The 25,862-nt window shown below is 60.4% G+C and carries 27 protein-coding genes; 6 read left to right on the top strand and 21 right to left on the bottom strand.

What is annotated here, in order from left to right; translation table 11 throughout:
* Positions 1-13: 13 nt before the first annotated feature.
* Genes DFR37_RS06390 through DFR37_RS06380 form a run of 3 tightly spaced genes read left to right on the top strand, consistent with a single transcriptional unit; the run spans position 14 to position 3,310 of the window.
* On the top strand, positions 14-391 hold the full coding sequence (locus tag DFR37_RS06390) for a YkvA family protein (protein ID WP_113932365.1): 378 nt from the start codon (positions 14-16) through the stop codon (positions 389-391).
* On the top strand, positions 391-1,860 hold the full coding sequence (locus DFR37_RS06385; protein WP_242341721.1) for a DUF2868 domain-containing protein: 1,470 nt from the start codon (positions 391-393) through the stop codon (positions 1,858-1,860). The genes DFR37_RS06390 and DFR37_RS06385 overlap by 1 nt, the downstream gene beginning before the upstream one ends.
* On the top strand, positions 1,853-3,310 hold the full coding sequence (locus DFR37_RS06380; protein ID WP_113932364.1) for a GTPase/DUF3482 domain-containing protein: 1,458 nt from the start codon (positions 1,853-1,855) through the stop codon (positions 3,308-3,310). The genes DFR37_RS06385 and DFR37_RS06380 overlap by 8 nt, the downstream gene beginning before the upstream one ends.
* Positions 3,311-3,394: 84 nt before the next feature.
* Here DFR37_RS06380 and DFR37_RS06375 read toward each other — a convergent pair whose 3' ends face one another.
* The 4 genes from DFR37_RS06375 to DFR37_RS06360 all read right to left on the bottom strand — a co-directional run bounded on the left by DFR37_RS06375 (position 3,395) and on the right by DFR37_RS06360 (position 6,939).
* Entirely contained in the window at positions 3,395-4,423 is a 1,029-nt protein-coding gene (locus DFR37_RS06375) for a xylose isomerase (protein ID WP_113932451.1), read from the bottom strand.
* A 105-nt stretch (positions 4,424-4,528) separates the two neighbouring features.
* Positions 4,529-5,575, bottom strand: coding sequence for an aromatic ring-hydroxylating dioxygenase subunit alpha (locus DFR37_RS06370; protein ID WP_113932363.1), 1,047 nt, complete (start codon positions 5,573-5,575; stop codon positions 4,529-4,531).
* Between the two features lie 21 nt (positions 5,576-5,596).
* Positions 5,597-5,911 carry a 2Fe-2S iron-sulfur cluster-binding protein gene (locus DFR37_RS06365; RefSeq protein ID WP_180148029.1) on the bottom strand — a complete coding sequence of 105 codons (315 nt, stop codon included), beginning with the start codon at positions 5,909-5,911 and terminating at the stop codon, positions 5,597-5,599.
* A complete protein-coding gene (locus DFR37_RS06360) occupies positions 5,908-6,939 on the bottom strand; it encodes an NAD(P)/FAD-dependent oxidoreductase (RefSeq protein WP_113932362.1) in 1,032 nt (343 codons plus the stop codon). Before DFR37_RS06360 ends, DFR37_RS06365 begins: the two co-directional genes overlap by 4 nt.
* Before the next feature lie 302 nt (positions 6,940-7,241).
* Here DFR37_RS06360 and DFR37_RS06355 point away from each other — a divergent pair, with 302 nt between their 5' ends.
* Positions 7,242-7,961 carry a TetR/AcrR family transcriptional regulator gene (locus tag DFR37_RS06355; protein WP_113932361.1) on the top strand — a complete coding sequence of 240 codons (720 nt, stop codon included), beginning with the start codon at positions 7,242-7,244 and terminating at the stop codon, positions 7,959-7,961.
* A 42-nt stretch (positions 7,962-8,003) separates the two neighbouring features.
* Here DFR37_RS06355 and DFR37_RS06350 read toward each other — a convergent pair whose 3' ends face one another.
* The 14 genes from DFR37_RS06350 to DFR37_RS06285 all read right to left on the bottom strand — a co-directional run bounded on the left by DFR37_RS06350 (position 8,004) and on the right by DFR37_RS06285 (position 21,583).
* A complete protein-coding gene (locus tag DFR37_RS06350) occupies positions 8,004-9,221 on the bottom strand; it encodes a CaiB/BaiF CoA transferase family protein (RefSeq protein WP_113932360.1) in 1,218 nt (405 codons plus the stop codon).
* A gap of 17 nt (positions 9,222-9,238) precedes the next feature.
* The gene (locus tag DFR37_RS06345) at positions 9,239-10,429 is read right to left on the bottom strand and encodes an amidohydrolase family protein (protein ID WP_113932359.1); all 1,191 of its coding nucleotides are present in this window, start codon (positions 10,427-10,429) and stop codon (positions 9,239-9,241) included.
* Between the two features lie 23 nt (positions 10,430-10,452).
* Entirely contained in the window at positions 10,453-11,037 is a 585-nt protein-coding gene (locus DFR37_RS06340) for an amino acid synthesis family protein (protein ID WP_113932358.1), read from the bottom strand.
* A gap of 99 nt (positions 11,038-11,136) precedes the next feature.
* Complete coding sequence (locus DFR37_RS06335) at positions 11,137-11,781, bottom strand: amino acid synthesis family protein (RefSeq protein ID WP_113932449.1); 645 nt, start codon at positions 11,779-11,781, stop codon at positions 11,137-11,139.
* Between the two features lie 51 nt (positions 11,782-11,832).
* Positions 11,833-12,753 (bottom strand): UPF0280 family protein, encoded by a 921-nt coding sequence (locus tag DFR37_RS06330; RefSeq protein WP_242341720.1) that lies wholly within the window; start codon positions 12,751-12,753, stop codon positions 11,833-11,835.
* Positions 12,754-12,759: 6 nt separating this feature from the next.
* Complete coding sequence (locus DFR37_RS06325) at positions 12,760-14,337, bottom strand: 6-hydroxynicotinate reductase (RefSeq protein ID WP_113932447.1); 1,578 nt, start codon at positions 14,335-14,337, stop codon at positions 12,760-12,762.
* A 271-nt stretch (positions 14,338-14,608) separates the two neighbouring features.
* Positions 14,609-15,307, bottom strand: a complete 699-nt coding sequence (locus DFR37_RS06320; protein ID WP_113932357.1) for a cysteine hydrolase family protein — start codon at positions 15,305-15,307, stop codon at positions 14,609-14,611.
* Complete coding sequence (locus DFR37_RS06315; RefSeq protein WP_113932356.1) at positions 15,300-16,304, bottom strand: branched-chain amino acid ABC transporter permease; 1,005 nt, start codon at positions 16,302-16,304, stop codon at positions 15,300-15,302. Before DFR37_RS06315 ends, DFR37_RS06320 begins: the two co-directional genes overlap by 8 nt.
* Before the next feature lies 1 nt (position 16,305).
* Entirely contained in the window at positions 16,306-17,160 is an 855-nt protein-coding gene (locus DFR37_RS06310; protein WP_113932355.1) for a branched-chain amino acid ABC transporter permease, read from the bottom strand.
* Positions 17,161-17,183: 23 nt separating this feature from the next.
* Positions 17,184-17,891 carry an ABC transporter ATP-binding protein gene (locus DFR37_RS06305; RefSeq protein WP_113932354.1) on the bottom strand — a complete coding sequence of 236 codons (708 nt, stop codon included), beginning with the start codon at positions 17,889-17,891 and terminating at the stop codon, positions 17,184-17,186.
* A complete protein-coding gene (locus tag DFR37_RS06300) occupies positions 17,885-18,643 on the bottom strand; it encodes an ABC transporter ATP-binding protein (protein WP_242341719.1) in 759 nt (252 codons plus the stop codon). The genes DFR37_RS06305 and DFR37_RS06300 overlap by 7 nt, the downstream gene beginning before the upstream one ends.
* On the bottom strand, positions 18,640-19,644 hold the full coding sequence (locus tag DFR37_RS06295; RefSeq protein WP_170139839.1) for a substrate-binding protein: 1,005 nt from the start codon (positions 19,642-19,644) through the stop codon (positions 18,640-18,642). The genes DFR37_RS06300 and DFR37_RS06295 overlap by 4 nt, the downstream gene beginning before the upstream one ends.
* Positions 19,645-19,983: 339 nt before the next feature.
* Positions 19,984-20,625: a cysteine hydrolase family protein gene (locus DFR37_RS06290; RefSeq protein ID WP_113932351.1), complete on the bottom strand. Its 642-nt coding sequence runs from the start codon at positions 20,623-20,625 to the stop codon at positions 19,984-19,986.
* A gap of 211 nt (positions 20,626-20,836) precedes the next feature.
* On the bottom strand, positions 20,837-21,583 hold the full coding sequence (locus DFR37_RS06285) for a TetR/AcrR family transcriptional regulator (RefSeq protein ID WP_242341718.1): 747 nt from the start codon (positions 21,581-21,583) through the stop codon (positions 20,837-20,839).
* Positions 21,584-21,739: 156 nt separating this feature from the next.
* Between DFR37_RS06285 and fdxA the strand changes: the two genes are divergently transcribed.
* A complete protein-coding gene (gene fdxA / locus DFR37_RS06280; RefSeq protein WP_113932350.1) occupies positions 21,740-22,063 on the top strand; it encodes a ferredoxin FdxA in 324 nt (107 codons plus the stop codon).
* 68 nt (positions 22,064-22,131) lie between these two features.
* A complete protein-coding gene (locus DFR37_RS06275) occupies positions 22,132-23,562 on the top strand; it encodes an aldehyde dehydrogenase family protein (protein ID WP_113932349.1) in 1,431 nt (476 codons plus the stop codon).
* Positions 23,563-23,592: 30 nt separating this feature from the next.
* Here the strand turns inward: DFR37_RS06275 and DFR37_RS06270 are convergent, their stop codons facing one another.
* The 3 genes from DFR37_RS06270 to DFR37_RS06260 form a co-directional block, all read right to left on the bottom strand.
* Positions 23,593-24,099, bottom strand: a complete 507-nt coding sequence (locus DFR37_RS06270; protein WP_113932348.1) for a TPM domain-containing protein — start codon at positions 24,097-24,099, stop codon at positions 23,593-23,595.
* 135 nt (positions 24,100-24,234) lie between these two features.
* A complete protein-coding gene (locus DFR37_RS06265; protein ID WP_242341717.1) occupies positions 24,235-25,152 on the bottom strand; it encodes a TPM domain-containing protein in 918 nt (305 codons plus the stop codon).
* A gap of 71 nt (positions 25,153-25,223) precedes the next feature.
* Complete coding sequence (locus DFR37_RS06260; RefSeq protein ID WP_211317219.1) at positions 25,224-25,835, bottom strand: LemA family protein; 612 nt, start codon at positions 25,833-25,835, stop codon at positions 25,224-25,226.
* Between the last annotated feature and the right edge of the window lie 27 nt (positions 25,836-25,862).

The following is a 25,862-nucleotide window of genomic DNA, read 5'->3' as shown; positions in this document are numbered from 1 at the left end:
GTTCCATCACAGCATGATCAATACTAAATACCGCAGCATGTACAGCCCGGCGCGCTTCTGGGGCAAGCTAGAGCCGCGAGTCCGTTCGTTCGGCCGCGAGCTCCTTGAAAAAGCCCTATGCCTGTACTATGCGGCCCAAAGCAGCAGCACGCCGGCCTGGGCCAAACGCGTCATCTACGGCGCGCTGGGCTATTTCATTTTCCCGCTGGACGCCATTCCCGACCTGGCGCCGCTGATCGGCTACACCGACGACCTTGGCGTCCTGGCGGCCGCGCTTGCAACCGTCGCCATCTACATTACACCCGAGGTCAAGGCGCAAGCCCACGACAAGCTGGACCAATGGTTCAAGCCCAAGGCCGTGCACAGTCCCGTTGAATCCAGCCAGTCCTAGTGTCCGGTCCTGCCAACTTGATTTCATCGGCCCGCCGAGCGCATACCCCCAGCATAAGCAACGGCTCGTCATTCAATAGTTACTGGACGGCAGAGTTCGTGCGCCTGCGCGAAGCCCATTGGGGTCCGCTGGAAGACAGCCGCGAAGTGCGCCAGGCGCGCACCCAAGGCACGGGATTCACGCAAAAAGTCCTGCTGCGCGCCGCCCTGCTTGCAAAGCGTGAAGGCATAGAAGACACCCTGGGCCATTGGCGCCGCATTGCCCGGCTGACACTGGTGGCCATGCTGCTCGTCACTCTGTTGGCGGGGGCGGCGGCTTCGCAGGGCGCTCTGGGCGATGGCAGCCGGCCGGTCAACCTGCTGCTGGCCCTGGCCGCCTTGCTGGGGCTGCACGCCATTACTTTTGTGCTTTGGCTGTTCAGCTTTGCCCTTCAAGGCCGGCACGCAGGCACCTGGCTTGGACAGGCCTGGCTTTGGCTGACGAAAAAACTGGCGCGCGGCCCCGACAGCGCCCTGGCTCCGCGCGCGCTCTCGGGACTGCTGGACCGCAATGGCAGCCTGCGCTGGGTCCTGGCCGCAACCAGCCATGGGCTGTGGACCGTTGCGCTGCTCAGCGCCATAACGGGCCTGGTGGCTCTCTTGTCGGCCCGACGCTACGGCTTCAATTGGGAAACCACTTTATTGTCGGCCGACACCTTCGTCTCCATGACGCAAGCCCTGGGCTGGCTGCCGGGCCTGCTGGGATTTACCATGCCCGACGAAACCATCGTGCGGCTCAGCAACGGCTTGCATGTCCTGCCCGAATCCGCCCAGACGCTGTGGTCCAGCTGGCTGCTGGGCTGCGTAGTCGTCTATGGACTGATCCCCCGGCTGGCCTGCTTTGCGCTTTGCTTTGTCATTGCACGCCGCAAAATTGCCGCCACCACGCTCGATACAAGCCTGCCCGGCTACGCCGACCTGCGCGAACGCCTGCAACCTTCAAGCGAAAAAATGGGCGTCGACGCGCCCGCCGGAGACGATTACCAGGCCAGCATCCGCAAGCACGGCGCGCCAGGGCTCAAGGACGGTCAAACCGGGCAATGCCTGGCCGCGGGCCTGGAACTGCCCGCCGACCTGCCCTGGCCGCCGCGGCCGCTGTTGCCGCCTGCGCACGACCTGGGCCTTATCGACACCGGCGCGCAGCGCAAGAGCTTGCTTGACCTCTTGTTCACGCATCCTCCCCGCAAACTGCTGATAGCGTGCGACCGGCGCCAAACGCCCGACCGCGGCGCCATTGGCTTCATCGCCGAAGCCGCCGGCCATAGCGCGGGCACCCGCATCCTGTTGCTGCCCCCGGGCGGCGAGCACACCGATCCGCGCAGCGCCGCCTGGGTGCAGCGCCTTGTAACGGCCGGCATTGCCGCCTCGGACATCCATACCGACCCAACAACAGCCATAGCGTGGCTGACCATGGACGGCACCCATGATTGACGCAAGCGCCCCTCCTCTGCGGCTGGCAGTCGTCGGCCATACCAACACCGGCAAAACCTCTTTGCTGCGCACACTGACACGCGACCGCAGTTTTGGCCAGGTCATGGACAGCCCCGGAACCACGCGCCATGTGGAAGGCGCCCGCCTGCTTAGCGACGGCCATACCGCCGTAGAACTGTTCGACACCCCCGGCATGGAAGACGGCATCGGGCTGATGGATTATCTGGATCAGCTGGCGCAACGCGCCGAGCGCCTGGACGGTCCCGAGCGCATCCGCCGTTTCTTGGGCACGCCAGAAAGCGCGCACCGCTTCGAACAAGAGGCCAGGGTCCTGGCCAAGCTGCTCGAATGCGATGCCGGCCTGTATGTCGTCGATGTACGCGACCCGATTCTTGGCAAGCACAAGGACGAATTGGCAATCCTGGCCAGTTGCGGGCGGCCGCTGCTGCCTGTGCTCAACTTCACGCACAGCCCCCAGCAGCGCACCGACTCATGGCGCGAAGCCCTGGCGCGCCTGAACCTGCACGCCATGGTCGAGTTCGATACCGTTGCACCGGCCCTGGACGGCGAAGCCCAGCTCTATGACAAGCTGGCGCTGCTTCTGGATGCGCGCGCACCCGTCCTGCAAAATCTGAAAGAAGATGTCGCACGGCAACGCGCCATACGCCGCGCCGATGCCGCCCGGCTGATTGCCGAGCTGCTGGTCGACGCCGCCGCCCTGCGCCTTAGCAGTGCCCCCGACGAGACGTCCTTGGTCCAGGCCACGCAAGCCTTGCGCGCCAAAATCAGCGAACGCGAAAATGCCTGCGTACGGGCCTTGCTGAAACGCTATAAATTCAATGCCCAGGATTTCCCGCGCCACACCCTGCCCCTTGAGGGCGAGCGCTGGGGCATGGACTTGTTTCATCCACAAGCCTTGAAGGACGCCGGCCTGCACCTGGGCAAAGGCATGGCCGCCGGAGCCATGGCCGGCGCTACCGTCGACTTGTTTACCGCGGGCCTGAGCCTGGGTGCGGCAGCCCTGATAGGCGCGGCGGCCGGAGGCCTGTGGCAGGGCGCCGACCGCTACGGCAAGCGTGTCGTGGGGCTGCTCAAGGGCTACCAGGAAATCAGCGTCGACGACGCCGTGCTGTGCCTGCTGGCCTTGCGCCAAATAGACCTGGCGCGCGCACTCGAAAGGCGCGGCCATGCCGCGCAAAGCCCTATAAGCCTCGAGCCTGCCGTCCTGGAACCAGGCACGGACCGTCCCGGCCAAGACCCCACGCCGGAGTCCGCCCCACAAACTCCCCTTGCCGCCACGCAAGCGCGCCTGCGCAAAGGCCGGCTGCCTGAACCCTTGATCGAAGCCCGTAGCCAACCCGAGTGGTCCACCCTATCGACCCAGTTCCAAGCCAGCCCGCGCCGCGAACAAGCGGTGCGCGAACTGGGCGAACTGCTGCGCGAAGAATGAGAAAGCGGCCCATATAGGCCGCCTCAAGCAACCATTGCGCACCAGCCGGCTACCCGGCCGGCACGCTGAGGATCTCGGCTTCTACTACAGCAAGCCAGCGGCGTGCAAGGCCTTGGTTTCTTTCCAGGCCTTGCGAATGAATTTGGCCGCCTCGACGTTCTGCTCGAACAAATTGTATTTGGCGCCCAGGCCGTAATCGGGCAGATTGATCATTTCGGTGGTGATGTAGCGCAACGGGCTGTCTTTGTGCGTTGCATGATAGCGCAAGGATTTGCGTATGGCCTCTTTGGACGGCTCAAGCATGTAGGCGTGCCAATCGGAATGCCACTCGCCGGGCTTGGGCCGCACGATGGGGTACTGAATGCCGCGCGCATAAGAGCCGTCGTCATTCTTGACCCAAAGATTCTTGGGCTGGTTCGGACCTACAGTGCGCAACTGTATCCATTTGACTATGCCAAGATTCAGCCACTCGTCGCACAACGAGCCCTCTTCGAACGGATCAAGCACCATAGCGCCCGACTCGACGGCCTGGCGGCACTCGGAAAGATTCTGCTCCTCGGGATTGCCGATCTTGAAGTTCACATGGCTGTAGTCCATGGTGTAGTTGAACGGCACGCCTTGCCCCGCAATACGCTGCGCAATGGGCGTGACGCGCGCCATGTTCTCGGTCCACATATTCACATGCAGCTCGAACGAAGGCTCAACGCCCAGCTTCATGCCGTGTTCGTATACATCCAGGTAATGCGCCACGATTTCATCGTCGGTCAACACGTGGCCGTCGGCATGATGCGTAAAGGTCATGATGTTGTGGCACTTGGCCCCGACATCACGGCAAATTTCAAGATTGTCGTACATCAAGGCTTCGTCGCGGCCAAGCATATAAAACCAGCTTGCGGTATGCACGGGCAGGTCGTACTTTTGCATGGCGCGCTCGTACTCGGCGAAATTCTCGCGCAACGGGATCCGGTCGAAATAATCGAATACGCCCGACTCCTTGACCATGCGAAACTGCTCGTCGATGGAGGCCTCTTCCAGCGACACCGGCTTGCCGGGCGAAGACAGTTGCGCTCCGCGCCCATTGCACCCCAGCAAAAAGGGAAAATCATCGTTCATGCTTGCTTCCATTGCTTCAATAACTCGACAGCACGCCAAGGGCTTTCCTGGATGCTGATGAAAAAACTCCAGCCCTTCGGCTGGAGTCCTTGATCCGGCACAGCCTTAGGCCGCGACTGCTTCCTTGGCCGGCGCCTTCTCGGCCTCGATCATGCCTTGCACCATCTTGCGCATGCGCGTGGGCGAAGCGTCGATGGCCAGCTTGATGGGTCGATGTTCTGGGTACTTGCGCTCGTTCTGATGAATGGCTTCAAGTATGACCTTGTCTTCCTGGAAGGCAGAGCGGAACTCTGCCGAGAGCGCCTTGTTGGTCTCTTCGGATGCCTTGAAATTCTTCACATGCAACCAATGGTCGATAGTGGTGTCCTCGTCGACCGGCGTCATGAAGTGACAGGCGTAGATTTGAATGCAGTCGTCACGATTGCCTTCCGGAGCGCCCGTGCCGGTCAAGGCACTGCCGAAGTCAATGACCGCAATGCTGGGCGCATGGTAATGGTAATAGTGCCAGCGGTCGACATTGCCCTTGAAGTTGCCGAACTTCTGGAACAGAGGAATGGCCGGCGCATCGTTGATCCAGCGCCAGGTAATGAGCTTGCCTTCCTGCTTTTCATGATGCACAGGCACATCTTCGCCGGCCGAAGAACCCAGCGTCGTCAGGTGCACGAAGTTCACATGGGCGGGATCGCACAGGTTATCGGCCAGGTTCAGATAATGGCAACCGATTTCCAAGGCGTCGCCTTCCACCGAGCTCCAGTTGGCGTCATGGTACTGCGGCAAGTCGTATACCTTGGACGTATCCGCAAGCGCGGGATCGCCCATCCATATCCATACCAGCCCCATGTTTTCGTGCGTGGGATATGTGGCGACCACGGCATTGGAAGGAATAATGTCCTGTCCCGGTACGCGCACGCATTTGCCCGAGCAGTCGAACTGCATGCCATGGTAGCCGCACTCCAGCACGTCGCCCTTGAGCTTGCCCTGCGAAAGCGGCAGCATGCGGTGCGGGCACATGTCCACATGCGCCACGACATTGCCTGCACTATTGCGGTACAGCACCAGATCTTTCCCGACAATACGGCGCTTGTGCAAGCTGTTGTTGATATCGCGCGACCACGCCAATGGGTACCATGTATTGAGTACGTAATTCGACATTTCCACTCTCCGATTCTTGGTTCAAGCCCACTCGGGGGCTAACGTGACGGTCAGGCCGTCCAGTTCTTCGGCCATCAACAGCTGGCACGACAAGCGCGACGTTTCTTTCAATTCGCATGCGTCGTCCAGCACTTCATCTTCTTCGTCCTGGCGGCCCGGCAGGCGGTCGACCCATGCATCGTCGACATACACATGACAGGTCGAACACACACAACAGCCGCCGCATTCGGCCTTGATATCCAGGCCGGCCTCGCGGATGACTTCCATGACTTTCCAGCCCGGCGTAGCATCCAATTCGTGCAACGTGCCGTCGCGATCGATTACGTTGATCTTCATGCTGCAGCTCCTAATTTGCTGACCAGGGCCGACGAAGTCGTGGTGTACTGGAACAATATTTTCTGGCCAGGATGTGCAATGCGCTTGGCTTGTTGCGCCATCAGCGCCGACTCGTGAAAGCCCGACAAAATAAGCTTGAGCTTGCCGGGGTACCAATTGATGTCGCCGATCGCAAAAATGCCCGGTACGCTGGTCTCGAACTTTTCGGTATCGACGACAATCCGGTTCTCGTGCAGGTTCAAGCCAAAGTCGGCAATCGGCCCCAGCTTCATGGTCAGGCCGTAGAACACCAGCAGGTTGTCGCATTCGTGTACGGTTTCAGCGCCGCCTTCCGTGTGCTTGATGGTGACCGCTTCCAACTGGCCGTTCTCGCCATGCAACTGGCTTAGATTGCCGGCCACGAACGACATGTCGCCTTGTTCGACCAGGCTCAGGGCCTTGTTGACCGAATCGGGCGCAGCGCGAAAATCCTGGCGCCGATGCACCAGGGTTGTCGACTTGGCCAATGGATGCAAGTTCAGCGTCCAGTCCAGGGCCGAATCGCCGCCGCCCACGATCAGCAGTTTCTTGTCGCGAAAGTTCTCCATTTTGCGCACGGCATAGAAAAGCGACTTGCCTTCGAATTCCGCCGCGTTTGGAACCGTGACCTTCTTGGGCATGAAGCTGCCGCCGCCGGCCGCGATAACGATGACCGGCGCCTCGAATTCTTTGTCCTGGTCCGTGCGCAAGCGCCAATTGCCGTTTTCAAGCTTTTCTACCGAGGCCACCATTTCACCGAAATGGAATACCGGGTCGAACGGGCGGATCTGCTGCAACAGGCGGTCGGTCAGTTCCTGGCCCGTACACGAAGGCGTGCCGGGAATATCGTAAATGGGCTTTTCGGGATAGAACTCGGCACACTGGCCGCCCGGCTTGTCCAGCACGTCGACCACATGGCATTTAAGGTCGAGCAGGCCCAGTTCGAATACCGCAAACAAACCGCAGGGGCCCGCCCCGATGATGACGACATCCGTCTTGATTGTTTCCATATTAGCCACCCGCTCCTTTAAGCCACACGTCGCAAATTTTGCAAACGCCGTAAATCCGAACTATTAATTTTATGTAGTACTCACTACATTAATAGGTATAGTATACTGAACCGGAACCAAGAAGCAAATTTATTTTTCGCTGTGTTTGCAAGCCTTTGGCCGACTTGTGGCGATTCCCTTCCAACCCAAGGGAAAACCCCAATCTCCAATAGCAGCAACACCGTGCAAAGCAGCCAAACAGCACGCCGGCGGCGCTTTCAACCGAATGTTGTTTTTGTTTATTACGAGAAAACCAGCGAACTATGACTATCCAACACGACGATACCCTGGCTTCCCCCGATCTGGCTGAAACCACCGACGACACCGCAGATACCGGCGTCGACGCACCAGCCGCCGCTAAAAAGTCGCGCCCGCGCTCAGCCAAGACCACCCGCAGCAATATCCTGCGGGCGGCCAAGAAAATTTTTTCCAAAGACGGATACGAAGGCGCCCGCGTCGACAAAATCTCGAAAGCGGCCAAATCGTACGACAGCCTTATTTATTATTACTTCGGCAGCAAGGAAAAGCTTTTTGTGGAAGTGCTGGAAGCTTCGTATCGCGACATCTTCGAAGCCGAGAAAAAACTCCAGCTGGACATGGACGACCCGATCGGCTCGCTGAAAAAGATTATTGAATTCCCCTTTCGCTACTACCTCGCAAACCCTGAAATCATCGTTCTGCTGGGCAACGAAAACCTGCAAAAGGGCAAGCACATTTCCAAGTCGAAAACGGCCGACCAGTACGCCCGGCCGGCCATCGGAATACTTAAAGAGGTCATTCAACGCGGCGCCGAAGCAGGCGTGTTTCGCGACGACGTCGACTGCGAGAATCTGTACATGGCCATGACCTCGCTAGGCTACTTTTACGTGTCCAACCGCTATACGTTCTCGGCCTTCCTGAACACCGACCTCATGGACCAGAAAAACATCGACACCTGGGCCGCCTACATCAGCGACCTGCTGCTCAAGTCGGTTCTGAAGTAGGCCAAAAGGCTGCGGAACAAGGCGCTTGCAAAGCCGATGCGTTCAAATCGCCTTCGCGCTGCGTAAATTCGCAACGGCCTTCTCGTCCAGCCCCAACTCGGCCAGCACAGCTTCTGTATGCTCGCCCAACAATGGCGGAGCCATGTCGTAGCTGATGGGCGTACCGGAAAAACGCATGGGGCTGGCGACCAGGTCGACCGTGCCGTAGCCTTCGGAAGGGACGCTGACGCGCAGCTCGCGCGCCTGGACCTGGGGGTCGGCGAACACGCGGTCGATGGTGTTGATGGGCCCGCAGGGAAAGCCGTTGTCGGTGGCCAACTGGCACCACTGGTCCACGGTCTTCAAGCCCATTCTTTCATGCAGTATGTCGACCAGCGCCTCGCGGTGCTGCACCCTTAGCGCGTTGTTGCGGAAGCGTTCGTCCTGCGCCAGGCCTTCGCAGTCCGCCGCGCGGCAGAATGCCGCGAATTGCGTATCGTTGCCGATGGCAAGCATGACGTGGCCGTCGGCACAGGCAAAGGGCTGATACGGCACGATGGACGGATGCGCGCTGCCGATACGCTGGGGCACTTGGCCGCCCAACACATAGTTGCTGGCCTGGTTGGCCAGCGCAGCCACTTGTACGTCCAGCAGGGCGATGTCGATATACTGCCCCTGGCCCGATTGCGTGCGATGATAAAGCGCAGCCAGGATGGCGGATGTCGCATACAGCCCCGTCAGCACATCCACCACGGCCACGCCTACCTTCTGGGGGCCGCCGCCCGGCGTGCTGTCGGACTCTCCGGTTATGCTCATCAGGCCGCCCATGGCCTGGACCAAAGCATCGTAGCCGGGCCGCGCGGCATACGGCCCCGTCTGGCCAAAGCCGGTAATCGAACAATAGATGAGCTTGGGGTTGATCTTCGACAAAGTGTCGTAGTCCAGCCCGTATTTCTTCAGCCCGCCCACCTTGTAGTTCTCGACCAGCACATCGGCCTTGCGAACCAGTTCAATCAGCACTTCACGGCCTTGCTCTATCGTGAAATCCAGCGTAACCGAACGTTTGCCCCGGTTGCAGCAGAAGAAATACGCCGCATCCTTGGTGGATGGATCCGTGCCCTGCACGAAGGGAGGGCCCCAACTGCGCGTATCGTCGCCTTGTCCCGGGCGTTCAACCTTGATGACGTCGGCGCCCAGGTCGGCCAGGTTCTGGGTTGACCAGGGTCCGGCCAAAATACGCGACAGGTCCAATACTGTCACGCCTTGCAATGCTGCTGCCATGCCTTGTGCCTCCAGGCTTAATGTTCGATGACCGGAACTTGGGTGGCGGGCGGCGTGTTGCGGCTGCGTTGGCAGCGCACAATACCGTCGATCATGACCATGCCCACGCCGGGCAAGTCGCCCAGTTGCACGCTTTCAAGCAGGTTCGATCCCGCGGTATGCTGGGCGCGATCCATGAAGACAAAGTCGGCCGAACGTCCTACTTCGATCAAGCCGCAGTCCAGGTCGCGCATGCGCGCGGTATTGCCGGTGGCAAAACAGAAGGCGATTTCAGCGGGAATGTCGGCCAGGCTTGAAAGCTGCGCCACCATGCGCAAAATGCCCAGCGGCTGCACGCCCGAACCAGCCGGGCCGTCGGTGCCCAGAATGACTCGATGCAGGCACTTGAGTTCGTGCGCATGCCGTGCCGTCAGGATTGCAATGCGTTGGTTGCCGTTGTGCACGATTTCAATGCCGCGCGTGGAGCGTTCGCATAGTTCGCACACCTGCTTGTACGGCAGCGAAGTGTGGCCGCCGTTGATGTGGCCGATGATGTCGGCGTCGGCCTCCAGGACGACGTCTTTGTCGATCAGGCCGGAGCCCGGGATCGACGGGCCGCCCGTGTGAATCGTGCTTTGGATGCCGTATTTGCGCGCCCAGGCCACCATCTGCCGGGCTTCGTCACCCGCCTTGACGCTGCCCAACCCGATTTCGCCCAGCAGCTTGACGCCGGATTCGGCCAGCTCCTTGAAGTCGGACTCGACCATGCCTTTTTCAATGACGGGCGCGCCGGCGTGGACCTTGACGCCGCCCGGGCGGAAGTTGTCGAACGCCCGTTGCGAAGTAATGGCCAGCGCCTTCAGGCCAAGGATGTCCTTGGGGCGGCCGGGGTAGTGCACCTCGCCCGCGGAAATCATGGTGGTCACTCCGCCGTTAAGCGAAGACTCGATCCAGCTTAGCTGGTTCTGGCGCGGCGTCCAGTCGCCTGCAACCGGATGGACGTGCGAGTCGATCAGGCCCGGCGTTACCGTGGTGCCGCGGCAATCGATGACGCTGTTCGCGCCTTCGGTGTCGCAATCCTTATAGCGGCCGATGGCGGCAATGCGGCCATCGTTCACGACTATGGTGTCGGCATCGAGTATGGGGGCGTCCAGATCGCCGGACAGCATCAGCCCGACATTCTTGATAACGACCTTGCCCGACTTGCCTTCTGCTACAGATACTGACATGGCTATCTCCTTTTCAAGCCGGCTTAACGCAAGCCGTCTTCGCCCTTGATTTCGCTAAGCTTGAGCCCGCCGATGCGCGGCAGGGGCCGGCCGGAATCCGTCACCGCCACGGCCACGACAATTTCGTTGGCGCGCGGCGCATCGGAAACGCGTGCCTCGATGGCATCGAAGTGGCTGCGCACGAAGGCGGCATCCTTGTGGCCCAGCGGCACATCAAGTGCTGCGCCGATACCGCCCATCTTCTTGGCCGAAGGCACCAGGGCCGCGCCCTTTTCCACAGCCTTGCGCAAGGGTGCGCCAAGCTTGGGATGCAGCACGGCGGCAGCGTGTTCCAGTTCGCCGGCCTCGCCCACTATAGCGCCCTTGCCGTAGCTTTGCGCCTGGCCGGGCTCGATGCCCAAAGCCTGTACGCACTTCTCGCCCAGCAGGCCGCCCAGTTCTTCGCCGATGGCCGACAGCTCGGCCAGGTCTTCGACATACTTGCCTGCAAACGGATTCTCGATAACGGCCATGGCCACGGCCCGGCGCGTGGCCGGGGTCACGTCCTTCTGCATTTCAATGCGGGTCTCGTCTACCACTACAACCAGCTTGCGAATTTTTGCTTTCATGATGCTCTCCAATTTATTCAAGTTTATGCTGCAGTTTAGTGCGCTGTTGGGCGGGCGGATGCGGATGCATGGATCGCCCGAACGGCACACCGGCCCGGCTTAACGCAGGCCGTCGAACTTGCTGATTTGTTCGGGCTTTAGGCCGCCGACGCGCTCGTGGATGCGCGCGCCTGTGGTCATGGCCAGGATAAACACCAGCTCGTCGGCCGCAGGGGCGCCCGGCACATACACTTCGATGGCGTCGAAGTGGCCGCGGACGTAGCTTGCCGTTACGTGGGTCAGGGGTACGTCCAGCTTGGTGCCCGGCGCGCCGACTTTCTTGGTCGAGGGCACGATGGACAAGGCGCGGCCCATTTCCAGTCCTTTCTGGGCGCTGCCCTGGCCCTGCTTGTAGCTATTGCGGTCGCCCTTCCAGCCCAGCAATTCACGCATGGCGTAGCCGCCCGGAACATGCCACAAGGCGCCGTGCTCGAGCTCGCCCGCGCCGCCCACGATGGAACCCTTGCCGTAGCTTTCGATATCGTCGGCCTGCACTTGCATGGCGGCCAGCAGCTTGTGCGCCATTTCCAGGCCAACCTCGTTAAGGTGCTCCATCATGGGCAGGATATCGGGCTCATAGCGGCCAGCGTAGGGGTTCTTGAGCACCGCAGCAACAGCGCCGCGAATAAGCGGCCTGGGGCCTTGCGGACCGAACTCGTGATAAATCGTCTCCACCTGGGTCAACACATTGCGCACTTCAATCAAGTCTGACATAGCTTCCTTTCCGGTTCTGATTTTTCGGTTCCTGGCGGCGCTTCATGCGCCCGGCAAAAACCGGCTGTTCAATTCGTTCAAACCCACCACTTCTATCTTCCCGCGCAGGGCCAATACAGCCCCGCTGATGATGCCCTTCTGGACCAGATCGTTGGCCCGCGCCATACCTTTGCCCAACGCGGCGGCAATTTCAGCCTGCGGCAGCTCTTGCACGTCGACCGTCACCAGCATGTCGCCCAGGTCAGTGTCGTCTTTAAGGCTGGAGGCCGGCGCGCGGCGCACGGCGCGGTGGTCGCTGCTTACCGCATTGGCAATAACGGTAGCCGCCGCGTCGGCCATGGCCGCATTGATGGCAAGCACCGTAACGCTATCGGCTATGCCCAGGCTGAAGCTGCGTCCGCGCCAGCCGCTGGTGGCAATGCCGCGCACCGGAAACCGCGCGTCGATGGCGAAATCGCCGTCCAGCGGCAAGGACGAGCCATCGAACCGGGCGATGTCGGCAAACAGGCCCACCCGGTATGTTTTGCCGGCGGCCAGATGCAGCGCAATGTCGCCGCCGTTGTTGATGTAGGCGCGCTCGACGCCGGCCTCATTGCGAAAAAATCCTATCAGCTCGTCGGCGACCGACCCTGCAACCGCGGCCATCGGCGTAATGTATTGATTCCTATGGGGCCAGCAAGCATCATGCATGCGGCGCGCCACGGGTCCATGCAAAGTATGTGCGGCACGCACCGGCTGGCGCAAGTACTTCAGCTCCGCTACAAGTTCCGGCAGGATTTCGCCAAAACGCAGCCAGGCGTTTTCAAGCGCCCGGCCTACCGCATCGGCCGGGCCCGAGGCATCGATGACCAGGTCAATCGGCCCATGCTGGAAATGCCAGCGGCCGTCATCCAGCCTGGATCGCGATGCGCCCGAAGCGTGCGCCATGGGCGCCGCCCCGGATACCGTACCCGCCGTTGCCATGCCCGCTTAAGCCAGCATGGGCTTGGTGGACAAAGGCCAGGGGCTGGCCGGGTCGTACCAGTCGATAATGTGGTGGCGTTCGGTCTTGACGATGTCGTCGATGCTGCGCACCATGTCCATGTGCCCGCCAAGCTTTTCGTAGTCCGCGGCGGACATGGTGAATTCAATAGGCGCAACAATGGCCGGCGTGGGCACATAGCCGAAAGAATTGTCGGGCATGCGCATGACATCGACCATGACCGTGATGCCGCCGCCAGCCCAGATATAGGCCGGCGCGCCGCCGCAGGTTACGTTGGTGAGCGACTGCTTGATGGAGTTGGTCAGCCAGATGGGGTTTTCGGTAACCCCGGCACGCAAGGAACCGCCCGCGCCGCCCAGGAACATGACGCTGCACAGCGAAGGTTCGCAGTTCTCGCCGATGCGCTCGACGACCTTGTGCAGGACTTCGGGCATGTCTTTGCGCTGCATCTGCAATGCATCGTCAAGCTCGTAGTATTCGGCGTGTTCGCCGGTGGTCGAGGTGATCAGCACGCGCATGCCGGCATGCGCCACCTTGGGATCGAAGCTTTCAATAATGGACAGCGGATCGGCAATGTCGGTGCCGCCCCAGCCGTTGCCTGGGTTGGCCACCTGAAAATAGCGGCCCGGGGTGGATTTGCGGCCCTTCATTTTGATGCCGGAAGGCGGAATATCAAGGCACTTGCCGGCCTGGTGCTCGGACAGCACGCCGGTGATATGGTCGTCCACCACGATTACTTCGTCGACATGGCCAAACCACTGCTTGGCAAAGATGCCGATCGTGGCCGAGCCGCAGCCCACGCGCATGCGGCGCTCTTCCTGGCCGTCGACTATCGGTGCCTTGCCCGCTTGCACGACAAGCTGGGCGCCGCCGTCGATGGTCAGCTCGACAGCCTGCTTGTTGCCCAAGGCCATCATGACGTCGCAAGTGATGCGCCCTTCTTTCTTGCTTCCGCCGGTAAGGTGGTGCACCCCGCCCAGCGACAGCATTTGCGATCCGTATTCGGCCGTCGTGACATGCCCTACGATCTCGCCCTTGTGGCGGATATTGGATTGCTCTGGTCCAAGATAGCGGTCGGTATCGATTTTGACCTTGAAGCTGCAGTAGCTGAATATGCCTTCGGTAACCACCGTGACCATATCGACGCCCCGGGCCTTGGAGGCCACGATAAAAGGCGCCGGCTTGTAGTCGGGATAGGTTGTACCGGAAGCCACGCCGCTGACGAACAAGTCGGTGTCGGTCCCGGTATCGGCGCCGCTTTCCCCGGCGTCCGCGCCGTTGGGAATAACAGCGGGGCCGGAGCCGTTTTTATCGGCCAGGCGGCGCATCAGCACCACGGGGTCGACGCGCGTCAGCACGCCGTCGACATTGCCCCAGCGGTCGCATGCGCCGGTGCGGCCTTCGGTAATCTGGCACAAGACGGGACAGGCATTGCATTCGACCTTGTTGCCCGCCATGTTGGCGCTGCGCGGCTTGGATTTTTCGAGCACAGTGGGGCCGGCCGTAGTCGGCTCCACGGAATCGAGGTTCTCCATGCTGTGATCCACTTTCGTATGCTCCGTCATCATGCCGACTACTCCTTGGGTATCGTATTGCCCCCTCGTGGGGGCCGCCCCTGCCTGGGGATTTCTAGTGATTTAATTTAGTGTTTACTAAAAATTGTAGCGCGCACTACATTTATTGCTTGATAATAGCTTAAAAATAGGGGGTCAGCAAGATTTTTCCGCCGCGGCCAATACAGCCCTGGCCGGCAATGGCCCCGCGCATTGAAATCTCGCACGGCACCGCCCGCGGCTATGGCATTCGCCATGGCCGCGGCGCATTGCGTTTGCAGAACTAGGCGCAGCGTTCCGTGCTGCCCGCCAAAAGCGCCGCCAATTGATCGACCGTCATGACTTCGGCGAACAAGGCTTGCATATTGTTCAGCGTGGCGTTGTGTTCGTCGTCGGTCAGGGTGGCATTGCCGTCGGCCATGAAGATAACCTTGTAATTGCGCTGCGCCGCGTCGCGCGCGGTCGATTCCGAGCAGCAATTGGTCATCGTGCCCGAGACAATCACGGTTTCAATGCCGCGCTTCTCAAGCAAGGAATCCAGGTCGCAGGTGCCGGGCACAAAGCCGCTAAAGCGCGTCTTGTCCAGAATTTCATCCTGAGGCTGCACATCCATGCCGGGCCATATTTCGAAGCCATCGGCGCCCCGGGTAAACGCCCCGCGCGACCGCTCTTTGGCCTCGGGGCTGGAGATCACGTCATACCAGAACGACCAGTTCACCGGTTCATTCTCGTCGTAGGTATAGCGCAGATACACGTTCAGCCCGCCCGCATCGCGCACCAGCGCCGATGTCTTGTTGACGTTGCCGACGATCTCGCGCGCCATCGGTATCTCGACGGCGGCGCCAGGCGCCAGGAAGCCAACCTGCATATCAACGATCAAATGGGCGGTTTTAGCCGGATCGAGGCCCTGGAACAAATGCTCGCGCCCGCGGTGCTGGCGGCTGCGCTCGATGATTTCGGGTGAAAGTTTGATGTTATGCATGTTTGTCTCCAGGATTGCGCCAAGCCTTGGGCAACGGCAATTTGAGCAGGCGGCCGAATATGCCTTCGGGCATGGCCACGACCGTCAGAATAAAGAATGCGCCCAGGGTCAACAGCCAGTACGGCCCCAAAGAAGAAGACAAAAAGCTTTCAACCGAACGGACCAGCACCACGCCCAGGAAGGCGGCCAACAGCACACCGCGCCCGCCCACGGCCACCCAGATAAGAACCTCGGTCGACAGCGCCATGCCTGTAACGGCCGGCGAAACGAAACCGAACTGCGCGGCGAACAAGGCGCCGGCATAGCCGGCCATGGCGCCCGAAATGGTAAAGGCCAGCACCTTGTAGTTCATGGTCCGATAGCCGAAGGAGGCGGTGCGGTCTTCGTTGTTGCGAATCGCGGCCAGCACCACGCCCAGCGGCGAGCGTTGAATGAACAAGGCCACCAGGTAAATGACCAGCGCCGACCCCAACACGACATAGAACGTTTCGTTGGTGGAAAGAAACTCGTCGCCCACGCGCCAGTTGGCCATAAGCGGAGGAATGTTCAGCAAGCCGTCGAATCCGCCGATAAAGTCGGTATGCTGGGCCACGATCTCGACGACCACCGCCGCGCACAAGGTCACAATGGCAAAAAACGCGCCTGAAAGGCCCCGCCCGACGAACAGCAGCTTGCCCAGGATGTAAGCGGCCAGCGCAGGCCCCAGGGTCGCCAACAGCATACCCACGGTTTGCGAGCCGCCGAACCAGGTGAATTTTTCAAGCGTGGTCAGGCCCATCAAATAGGCCCCCATGCCAAAGAAAATGGCTTGGCCAAAACACAATATGCCTACCTGCCCCCAAATGAAGGACAGGCTCATGGCCAGGATGCCGAAGGTCAGGTACTGCCCCAATTGGCTGACGCCCCAGTCGTCGGCAAACAGCGGCACCAAAAACAGCACCACCCACACAGCGACCGTGAGCTGGCGGCCTAGTCCTAAAGATACTTTCTTGTTCATCCTAGCGCTTCCTTCCGATCAGACCTTCCGGCCACAAGCGAATAACGATAATGGCCAGCAGGAATACGGCCACCTGGGAAGCAACCTGAGTGTCGATCGAGGAAATGACCGTACTGGTGGTGCCGATGATTCCCGCGCCCAGCACTACGCCCAGAAGATGGCCGATGCCGCCCACCATAATGGACAGGAAGGCTGGAATAAGGAAACCGCTGCCCATTTGCGGATCGACGCTCATGATGGGCGCCATGACGGCTCCGGCGAATCCGGCCAGGGCCGCGCCGAATGCAAAGGTCCAGCGGTCCATCCGGCGCGTGTTCAAGCCCAGCGATGCCGCCATGGGACGGTTGGCAATGACGCCGCGTATCGCCAGCCCGATATTGCTGCGGTAGAAGACCCAGAAGGTTGCAAAACTGATGACCAGTGCCACGCCCATGATGAACAGGCGGAACGAAGGATAGACCACGCCCAGGATATGCACGGGTTCGGGCAAAGGATTGACGATGCTTTGCGAAGTCGGCCCGAACATGATCACGATGAGCTGCTTCAGGACTATGGAGATGCCCCAGGTTGCCAGGATAGTGTCGATGAAGCGGTGATAGACATGCCGGATCACCAGTTCTTCCAGGGCCATGCCGATGATGGCCAGCATCACCGGCGCCAGTATCAGCGCCATCCAGTAGGGCAGCTGCATTTGCTGCACGGCCACGACAGCATAGGCGCCAAGCAGGAAAAATTCACCATGCGCCATATTGATGACGTTCATGAGGCCGAAAATAATCACCAGGCCCAGGCAGACCAGCAGCAGGCTCAGCGAATAGCTTAGCGTGTCCAGTCCGAGTTCTATTGCGAAATTCATGCTGATTCCAATTTCGTTATGCGCTATACGGACAGATAGCGGTGAATGGGCGCCGGATCGGTCCGCAGTTGCTGGACCTGATCCGTCTCGTAAGCGATGGCGCCGTTTTCCATGAACAGGCAGCGCTGCGCCATACCCAGCACCAGCTCCATGTTCTGCTCGACCAGCAAGATGGTCAGCCCCTGCTCTTTGGCAATCTGCCCAAGCACCCGGCCGATGTCCTGCACAATATTGGGCTGTATGCCTTCCGAAGGTTCATCAAGCAGCAGCAGCTTGGGCTGGCTGACCAAAGCACGCACGATGGCCAACTGCTGCTGTTGGCCGCCCGACATGCTGCCGCCGCGCTGCTTGCGCCGCTCTTGCAGTATGGGAAAGATCTCGTATGCCCAGTCGGGCACTTTCTGGGGCAGGTCGGGGCGGCCCAGGACGCCCATGAGCAGGTTTTCTTCAACCGTAAAGTCGGAAAAAATCTCTCGCCCCTGCGGCACATAGGCCACGCCGCGCCGGGCCATCTCGTAGGGCTTGCGCCCGGCGACTTCCTCGCCCGCAAAATTGACCGAGCCTTCCGTCACGCCTACGTGGCCCATCAAGGCCTTCAGGAATGTCGTCTTGCCCATGCCGTTGCGGCCCAGCAGCGCCACGACCTCGCCCGCCGCGATTTGCAGCGAGAAGCCGTCCAGCACCCGGCTGCCCGCCAGATAGCCCGCAACCACGTTATTGACGTTCAACATGCCGCGGTTCCTCCAAGATAGGCAGCGATCACTTCCGGGTCCTTCTGGATTTCCTCAAGGCGCCCTTCACGCACTACCTTGCCCCGCAGCATGACGATCAAGCGGCAATCCAGCGCCCGCACAAAACTCATGTCGTGCTCGATGACCAGCACGGTTTTCCCGAACTCGGACTGCAGGCGCTTGACCAGGCCCGCGGTTTTTTCGGTTTCAGGTACCGACATGCCGGCCGTGGGCTCGTCCAGCAGGATAAGGTCGGTATCGAAAGCCAGCAGCATGGCGATTTCCAGCCACTGTTTTTCGCCGTGCGCCAGCGTTTCAACGCGGTCGACAGCCTTGTGGCTCAGCCCGCACAAGTCCAGCAAAGCGGCAAGCCTGTCGGCCCGGCTGGAAAACATGGTGGCCATCGAACCCGACCGCCGCTGCGCCGCAGCCAAAGGCACGATCAGGTTCTCTGCCACGGACAGTTCAGGATAGACGCCGGGAATCTGAAACTTGCGCGATATGCCCAGGTTGGCAATGCGCCAGGCCGGCCTCCCGGTAATGTCCTGTCCCTTCAGTATGATCTGGCCGTCATCCGGCCGCAGCCGTCCGGTAATCAAATTGAACAGCGTCGTCTTGCCGCAGCCATTGGGGCCAATAATGCAATTGACGCTACCCGGCTCCAGCGACAGCGACAAGTCGCTAAGCACCGTAATGCCGCCAAAGCGCTTTACTATGGACTTGATTTCCAGCATGGCCCCCCCTGTGCTCATGCTAAAGGCTTAGCGCATTGCTGTGGCGCCACGACGCGGCCAATGTCTTTCTTGATGACCATGCGCCCGTCCTTTGCCTGCGCGATCAGGATATTCAGGTCGGCATGGCGATCGCTGGCGCGCAGAGTCACTTCGCCGTTGCCCGAAAGCATGCTGTGGCCGACCATGGCATCGGTAATCGCTTCTTTGTTGTCGCTGTTGGCGCGCTTTATGCCTTCGATATAAAAACGCGTCAACGTGTAGTGCGCATCGACCGTATTGCTGACGATAGCGTCAGGGCCGAACTTGGCGCGCATCTTCTTGACCAGTTCCTTGGCCTCGGGCTTGTCCAGCCCCGCGGTAAAGTTGCAGGCCGTCAAAATGCCGTCGGACTCGGCGTTGGTCAGGCCCGCAATATAGTTTTCGCTGAAGCCGAAGAACGCAATCTTGATCTTGTCCTTCAGGCCCGCGGCGACAAATTGCTTGACGAACGTAATGGCGTCGGCGCCCACGATAGAGATGACCACCATGTCGGCGCCCGACGACGCAATCTTGCGCAACGTGCCGGTATAGTCCTTGACGCCCCAGGGTGCGTATTCTTCCGCCGTCACCGTTGCGCCGCTTTGAGCGGCAACGGCCCTGATGGCTTCGTTGATCTTGCGCGGCCATACATAGTCGCTGCCGATAAGATACAGATTCTTTGCGCCGTTCTGCGCCACGTACGGAATGAAGGTGTTGACCCACTGCGCCGGAACCGAACTGTACATGGTCAGGTAGCGGCTGCAGGTTCCGCCTTCGTAGTCGGTGGCATACAGCAAAGGCGTCTTGTAGCGCTCGACCAGTGGGCGAATGGCATCGCGCTCGGCGCTGGTCACCGGCCCGATAATGGCATTGACTTTGTAGCGGCGGATCAGCTCGTTGGTGCGCTCGACCGCGGTTTTGGGATCCGTCTTGGTGTCGGCGCGAATAATCTCGAACATGCGCCCACCCAGCACGCCGCCGGCGTCGTTGGCTTCATCCAACGCCAGACGCGCCGCTTGGCCGCCCTGCTCGCCCAGGGCCTCGGCCCGCCCGAAAACGGCTGCAAAATACCAACCTTGATTGTCTCTGCGGCCCTGGCCAGGCGGGGCAGCCCGGTCATGCCGGCCACCGCCAGTCCCGCCGATGCGATAAGCAAAGAGCGGCGGCGCCCAAACTGATCAAGTGATTTTTCGTTTCCCATTTAAGTCTCCTGGTCCTGTTTTTTTTGAATGGAGCAATACTCAAGCACTACGCTATCGTCCCGGCCAGCGCCGGGTTTTGGATAAACAATCTTGGGGCTTGTCCGTGGTGCACGGCCTATGGGGCCTTGCGGCAATATGTCATTCGCACTGAACCACATCGACCGGCGCTCCTGCTTCAAGCGCTGCGCCGATAGACGCCGCCGTCGTGACGGTGCCGAAATGCGTGGCAATGTCGTACAAGGTGGACTCTTGTTCGCGCGGACCGGTTGCCGCCACACAATCTTGCGGAACGATGACGCGGTAGCCCAGAAAGAAAGCATCATGCACGGTGGAGCGCACGCAAATATTGGTCACCACCCCCATGACGATCAGAGTGTCCACCTGCAAGTCTTTCAGCGTAAGGTCCAGGTCCGTATTGAAGAACCCGGAGTAGCGGCGCTTTATCACGGTAAAGTCGCTCGGCTCGCGCTCCAGCTCTGCCACGATTTCCGAACCCCATTGCCCTTCCATGCAATGGGGCGTGCGCTTCAGGAACTCCCGGTCGCATGGCAAGTTGGGGCGATGCATGTCCACAATGTGCACGACCGGCGAACCTGCGGCACGCGCGGCGCGCATGACGGCATTTTGCGGGCCGTACAGTTTTTCGGCACCCGCCAACACCATGGCGCCACCCGGCGTACAGAAGTCGTTAAGCATGTCGACCACCAGCACTGCCGTACGGCCAGGCTCTAGAAACAACGGCTCATCCGGCCTCTTGTGTTCAGCGAATAGCGCGTCCATTTTGTCTCCTGTTGTCTGCCATGGTCCGGGTTGCGGATCGTGGCGCGCTACGTGCATCGGTCCAAAGAATAGCGGTTTGCTTCTTTTGCCGGCCGCACGTTGCCAGTCTGTTCCATCAGTTCCGCCAAGATTAGCACGGCCCACTTAATTTGTTTAGCACTCACTACAATTTTTACATACGGCGGGGGAAAACACTGACAAGGGAAAACACCTAGCGGCGGACCGAGCGCAAGGTCGTGTCGATCATGAACAGGCGCCAATGCTCGAGCTCGCCTTCGGCCCTTAGATTGCTGTTCAGGAAGGCGCTTAACGTGAAGTGATTGGACAGGTAGAAGTAGCCCAGGGCGGCGATTTCGATATACAGGTCGCGTGCCCGCATATCTTCGCGAAACAGCTTTTTTTCCACCCCCGAAAGCAGGACTTGTTCCAGGATGGCGACCGCCGGCGAGGACAGCTGGCTGGCGCGCACGGATTTCTTGATGTGCTTGCCCTTGAGCAGGTTTTCGCTATTGAGCAGGGTGATGAATTCGGGGTGGTCGAGATAATAGCGCCATACAAAATTGACCACTGTCGTCAGCGCCTCGACCGGCGCTTCCAGGTCGATGTGGATGGCGGCTTCGGCCTCGTTCATCTTCTGATAGGTGGCCTCCAGCACTTCGACGAACAATTGCGCCTTGCTGCCGAAGTAGTAATAAATCATACGGTCGTGCGTACCCGACAGCTTGGAGATGCTTTCGATCTTGCCTTCGGTAAACCCATTGCGCGCAAACACCCGGGTCGCCGCGCGCAAGATGGCGTCACGCGTTTTATGCGCACGCACCTGCGCTCCGCGCGTGGCTTTTTGCGCGGGCGTCTTGCGCGCCGGGCGGGCCGACGCCGCCTTTTTTTTGGCCGGCGCCGCCTGGCGATCCGGCTCTATTACAACTTTTTGCGCGCTGCTGACCATGGTGAAAGCCATTTAGTAGAGTGGCCCCGATTCTTACACCAATAAAAAATGTAGTCAATACTAAATTATTTGGTGTTTACTACATTAAATTATTCGACTACCATTCATGAATCCGCCGCTGGGCCACTCGCCGCCCAAGGTCGAAACCCATATCAGCAAGGTACCCAGATGACCCACGTAGTAACCGAAGCCTGTATCAAATGCCGTTACACCGACTGCGTCGATGTATGCCCGGTGGACTGTTTTCATGCGGGCCCCAACTTTCTTGTGATCGACCCGGAAGAATGCATCGATTGCGCCGTCTGTGTGGCCGAATGCCCCGCCGGTGCCATCTACGCCGAAGAAGATCTGCCCGAGGGCCAGGAACTCTTCATTCAGTTGAATGCCGAGCTCTCGCAGCAATGGGAAGTCATTTCAAGCAACGAGGGCGCACTGCCCGACGCCGACGAATGGAAAGAAAAAACCGGCAAGCTGGCGCTGCTTGAACGATAATACCGGCTGCATCGAATATACGCTTGCGGGGGGTATGCCGCGCACGGCTCACGACTAGGACAGACACCATGCACAACAACTGGATTGCCGGCGAATGGATCGGCTCTTCGAACGTTCAAAAAAATCTCAATCCGTCGGATCTGGACGATGTTGTGGGCGAATATGTCAGGGCGTCGCAAGCCGATGTCGAGCAGGCCATAGGCGCGGCGCATGCCGCCTGGCCCGCCTGGTCGCTAAGCACGCCGCAGCAGCGGTTCGATGCGCTGGATCAAATCGGCGCTGAAATCCTGGCCCGCAAGGCCGAACTTGGCGAGCTGCTGGCGCGCGAAGAAGGCAAGACATTGCCCGAAGCCATCGGCGAAGTCGCGCGCGCCGGGCAGATCTTCAAGTTCTTTGCCGGCGAAACCCTGCGCATGACGGGCGACATCCAGGCCTCGGTGCGGCCCGGCATCCAGGTCGAAGTCACCCGCGAACCCATGGGCGTGGTCGGCATCATTACCCCCTGGAATTTCCCCATCGCCATTCCGGCCTGGAAAATTGCGCCGGCACTGGCCTATGGTAATTGCGTCGTGTTCAAGCCGGCCGACCTGGTCCCCGGCTCGGCCTGGGCTTTGGCCGAAATCATAAGCCGCGGCGGCCTGCCCCCCGGCGTGTTCAACCTGGCCATGGGGCGCGGCTCGGTCGTCGGCGCTGCCCTTATTGCCGATCCGCGCGTCACCGCCATTACCTTTACCGGTTCAGTCGACACGGGCCGGCAAATCCTGCAGCAAACCGCCGCCTTGCAGAAAAAGGCGCAGTTGGAACTGGGCGGCAAGAACCCGCTGGTCATCCTGAACGATGCCGACATGGAAACCGCCCTGAACTGCACCATACAAGGCGCGTTCTACTCTACCGGCCAGCGCTGCACGGCCAGCAGCCGCATTATTGTCGAGCGCGGCATCTACGGCCAGTTCACCCAGGCCCTGGCCGAGCGCACCAAAGCCTTGCGCGTCGGCCATGCCCTGGCGGCCGAAACTCAAATAGGGCCCGTCTCGGACGAATCCCAGTTGCAGCAAAACCTGGAGTACGTCGGCATCGGCAAAGCCGAAGGCGCGCGCCTGCTGTGCGGCGGCGAACGCCTGCAACACCCGGCCAACGGCTATTACTTCAGCCCAGCGGTTTTCGCCGACGCCACCAACGATATGCGGATTTCGCGCGAAGAAATCTTCGGCCCCGTTGCCAGCGTGATCCCCGCCGACGACTACGAACACGCCGTGGCCTTGGCCAACGATACCGAGTTCGGCCTCAGCTCCGGCATCTGCACCCAATCGCTAAAGCACGCTACGCACTTCAAGCGCGCCAGCCAGGCCGGCATGGTCATGGTCAACGTGGCCACGGCGGGCGTGGACTACCACGTACCCTTCGGCGGGCGCAAAGGCTCAAGCCACGGCCCGCGCGAGCAAGGCAGGTATGCGCAAGAGTTCTTCACGGTCGTAAAAACAGCCTACACGCTGGCTTAGATTCCCGCAAGCCCTGACGATCCAGGCCGCCTAAAGCAGCACAGGCTCGTTGGGTAAATCATTGAGGTTTTCCTGCCCATCTTGCATGGGCGGGCAATGACTGGCCAGCGCGCGCTCGATAGCCGCCACGGCATCAAGCACGCCGGCCGTGTAGTCTCCATGCTGGAAGCGGCTTTGCAGCTGGCTGCAAATGGTTTCCCAGACCGCCTGCGGCGCGGCCACGCCGCGATCGGCAATGATTTCGATGCCATGCCTGTCCAGCGCCAAATACAACAGCACGCCTGTATTGTGCGGCGTGTCCCAGGTGCGCAAGCGCCCGAACACTTCCAATGCGCGCAAATGGGTTTTCCGCTCGTGCGAAGGCGAAGCCGCCTCGATAGCCACCATCAGTTCGCCGCTATGCCCGATTTCGCTTTGGCGAATGCGCTCGGCAATGGTCGATAAAGCCCGCGGCGTGAAATACTTGCGGCGCAACCAATGCCCCTCGATAAACGCCCACCCGATGATCTCCTTCCATTTACCGCCATCTTGCCGCATCAAAATCCTCCTGGTGAAACGCATAGCGATAAAGCACGGCTGAACCTTCCGCCGCAGGGCCGCCCCAAGGCAAAAGCTTCTCGGGCCAGCGTAATGATGTGTAGCGTCGATGCGCGGGAAGTCTTCACGGGGAGCCTACCAGCCGCCGGAAGCGCCGCCTCCGCCGCTACCGCCGCCGCCACCTCCAAAACCGCCGCCTCCGCCGCCACCGAAACCGCCCCCTCCGAAGCCGCCGCCACCAAAGCCGCCGCCCAGACCGCCGAGCCCGCCAGCCACGCCTCCGCGCCGGGAGGCGCGTGCCAGGCCGCCCTTGCCGCCCGCGCCCAAATTCCGGCCGAATAAGCTGATCAACAATGCCGCCATGCCCGCCAATATGCCAATCACCGGGCTCCCAAACATGATGCCGACGAAAAAGCCTACCGCAAACAAGGCGAAGAACGGCGGCATAAGAAATGCCATGACAGCCAGCGGCACCAGCATAAAGGCCGACTCGTTGTCGGAGTCCTGCTCCGTCGGCTGCTGTACGGGCGGTAAATCCTCGCCGTCGACCAGCTTGACCAGGCTGTCCACTCCCGCGGCAACTCCGCCGGCAAAATCGCCCTGCTTGAAGCGGGGCGCTACCTGCTCGCGGATAATCCGTCCCGCCGAAAGGTCGGTTACCGCGCCGCCCAAACCGTAGCCCACTTCAATGCGCAGCTTGCGGTCATTCTTTGCAACCACAAACAAAATCCCATCGTCGACGTTCTTGCGACCCAGCTTCCATTGCTCGAAGGCCCGCAGCGCGTACTGTTCTATCGACTCGTCGCCGGTAGTCGGCACCATCAGCACCGCGATCTGCGCCCCCTTGCGCTGCTCCAGGTCCGCCAGCTGCTGCGTAAGCTGGCTGCGGGTAGCCTCGTCCAGGGTTTGCGTTGTATCGGTAACCCGGGCGCTTAATGCCGGCACCGGTGCCAAGGCCGCCTGAGCCGGCAACGCAAGCATCCCCAAAAAGAGAACCAGTGCCATGGCTGCGCAGCGCATGGCAGTCATAAGAAAACCTCTAGCTGCGTTCATCCACTTTCCTCTTTGCCACTGCCGGGCGGTGGGCAGAACCGTCCCCGCCCGGAAACGCTTTGCCATACGCCTTAGCGCGCCCCGGCCGGAGCGGGGTTGTCGAACTTCACTTCGGGATCTTTCGTAATCACATCCTGTTTGTCGACGCCGTAATTGGGCTTGACCTTATAGCCGAATATCTTTGCCGTGATCAGGGTGGGAAACTGGCGCACATGCAGGTTATATGCCTGCACCGCCTGCACATAGCGGCCGCGCTCGGCGGCGATACGGTTTTCGGTGCCTTCAAGCTGGGTCATCAAGTCGCGAAACAGCCCGTCGCTTTTAAGCTGGGGATAGTTTTCCGACACCGCAATCAAGCGCGACAAGGCCGACGACAATTGGCTTTGGGCCTGGTCGAACTTGGCCATCACTTCCGGGTTGTCCAGGTCTTTGGCGCTGATCTGGATGCTGCCCACTTTGGAGCGCGCCTCGGTAACCTGGGTCAGCACCGTGCGCTCGTTGACCATGTAGGCGTTGACCGAATTCACCAGTTTAGGAACAAGTTCGGCGCGGCGCTCGTACTGGTTCAAGGTTTGAGACCAGGCGGCATTGACCTGTTCGTCTAGCTTCTGGATTTCGTTGTAGCCGCAGCCGGAAAGCGCGGCCAACATGGGCACGAGCAACAATAGCAATAAACGTTTCATGGATGCGGTCATTTTTAGGCAAAATTG

Source organism: Eoetvoesiella caeni, from assembly GCF_003315175.1.
Taxonomy (GTDB): domain Bacteria; phylum Pseudomonadota; class Gammaproteobacteria; order Burkholderiales; family Burkholderiaceae_B; genus Eoetvoesia; species Eoetvoesia caeni.
The sequence above is the reverse complement of the archived record's forward strand: the minus strand, read 5'-3'. Positions and strand labels throughout refer to the sequence as shown.

What these genes read in the sequence shown, in the direction of transcription:
- DFR37_RS06390 (WP_113932365.1), top strand. Translation starts at nt 14, where the DNA reads ATGATCAATACTAAATACCGCAGCATGTACAGCCCGGCGCGCTTCTGG.
- DFR37_RS06380 (WP_113932364.1), top strand. Translation starts at nt 1,853, where the DNA reads ATGATTGACGCAAGCGCCCCTCCTCTGCGGCTGGCAGTCGTCGGCCAT.
- DFR37_RS06375 (WP_113932451.1), bottom strand. Translation starts at nt 4,423, where the DNA reads ATGAACGATGATTTTCCCTTTTTGCTGGGGTGCAATGGGCGCGGAGCG.
- DFR37_RS06370 (WP_113932363.1), bottom strand. Translation starts at nt 5,575, where the DNA reads ATGTCGAATTACGTACTCAATACATGGTACCCATTGGCGTGGTCGCGC.
- DFR37_RS06365 (WP_180148029.1), bottom strand. Translation starts at nt 5,911, where the DNA reads ATGAAGATCAACGTAATCGATCGCGACGGCACGTTGCACGAATTGGAT.
- DFR37_RS06360 (WP_113932362.1), bottom strand. Translation starts at nt 6,939, where the DNA reads ATGGAAACAATCAAGACGGATGTCGTCATCATCGGGGCGGGCCCCTGC.
- DFR37_RS06355 (WP_113932361.1), top strand. Translation starts at nt 7,242, where the DNA reads ATGACTATCCAACACGACGATACCCTGGCTTCCCCCGATCTGGCTGAA.
- DFR37_RS06350 (WP_113932360.1), bottom strand. Translation starts at nt 9,221, where the DNA reads ATGGCAGCAGCATTGCAAGGCGTGACAGTATTGGACCTGTCGCGTATT.
- DFR37_RS06345 (WP_113932359.1), bottom strand. Translation starts at nt 10,429, where the DNA reads ATGTCAGTATCTGTAGCAGAAGGCAAGTCGGGCAAGGTCGTTATCAAG.
- DFR37_RS06340 (WP_113932358.1), bottom strand. Translation starts at nt 11,037, where the DNA reads ATGAAAGCAAAAATTCGCAAGCTGGTTGTAGTGGTAGACGAGACCCGC.
- DFR37_RS06330 (WP_242341720.1), bottom strand. Translation starts at nt 12,753, where the DNA reads ATGGCAACGGCGGGTACGGTATCCGGGGCGGCGCCCATGGCGCACGCT.
- DFR37_RS06325 (WP_113932447.1), bottom strand. Translation starts at nt 14,337, where the DNA reads ATGACGGAGCATACGAAAGTGGATCACAGCATGGAGAACCTCGATTCC.
- DFR37_RS06320 (WP_113932357.1), bottom strand. Translation starts at nt 15,307, where the DNA reads ATGCATAACATCAAACTTTCACCCGAAATCATCGAGCGCAGCCGCCAG.
- DFR37_RS06315 (WP_113932356.1), bottom strand. Translation starts at nt 16,304, where the DNA reads ATGAACAAGAAAGTATCTTTAGGACTAGGCCGCCAGCTCACGGTCGCT.
- DFR37_RS06310 (WP_113932355.1), bottom strand. Translation starts at nt 17,160, where the DNA reads ATGAATTTCGCAATAGAACTCGGACTGGACACGCTAAGCTATTCGCTG.
- DFR37_RS06305 (WP_113932354.1), bottom strand. Translation starts at nt 17,891, where the DNA reads ATGTTGAACGTCAATAACGTGGTTGCGGGCTATCTGGCGGGCAGCCGG.
- DFR37_RS06300 (WP_242341719.1), bottom strand. Translation starts at nt 18,643, where the DNA reads ATGAGCACAGGGGGGGCCATGCTGGAAATCAAGTCCATAGTAAAGCGC.
- DFR37_RS06290 (WP_113932351.1), bottom strand. Translation starts at nt 20,625, where the DNA reads ATGGACGCGCTATTCGCTGAACACAAGAGGCCGGATGAGCCGTTGTTT.
- DFR37_RS06285 (WP_242341718.1), bottom strand. Translation starts at nt 21,583, where the DNA reads ATGGCTTTCACCATGGTCAGCAGCGCGCAAAAAGTTGTAATAGAGCCG.
- fdxA (WP_113932350.1), top strand. Translation starts at nt 21,740, where the DNA reads ATGACCCACGTAGTAACCGAAGCCTGTATCAAATGCCGTTACACCGAC.
- DFR37_RS06275 (WP_113932349.1), top strand. Translation starts at nt 22,132, where the DNA reads ATGCACAACAACTGGATTGCCGGCGAATGGATCGGCTCTTCGAACGTT.
- DFR37_RS06270 (WP_113932348.1), bottom strand. Translation starts at nt 24,099, where the DNA reads ATGCGGCAAGATGGCGGTAAATGGAAGGAGATCATCGGGTGGGCGTTT.
- DFR37_RS06265 (WP_242341717.1), bottom strand. Translation starts at nt 25,152, where the DNA reads ATGAACGCAGCTAGAGGTTTTCTTATGACTGCCATGCGCTGCGCAGCC.
- DFR37_RS06260 (WP_211317219.1), bottom strand. Translation starts at nt 25,835, where the DNA reads ATGAAACGTTTATTGCTATTGTTGCTCGTGCCCATGTTGGCCGCGCTT.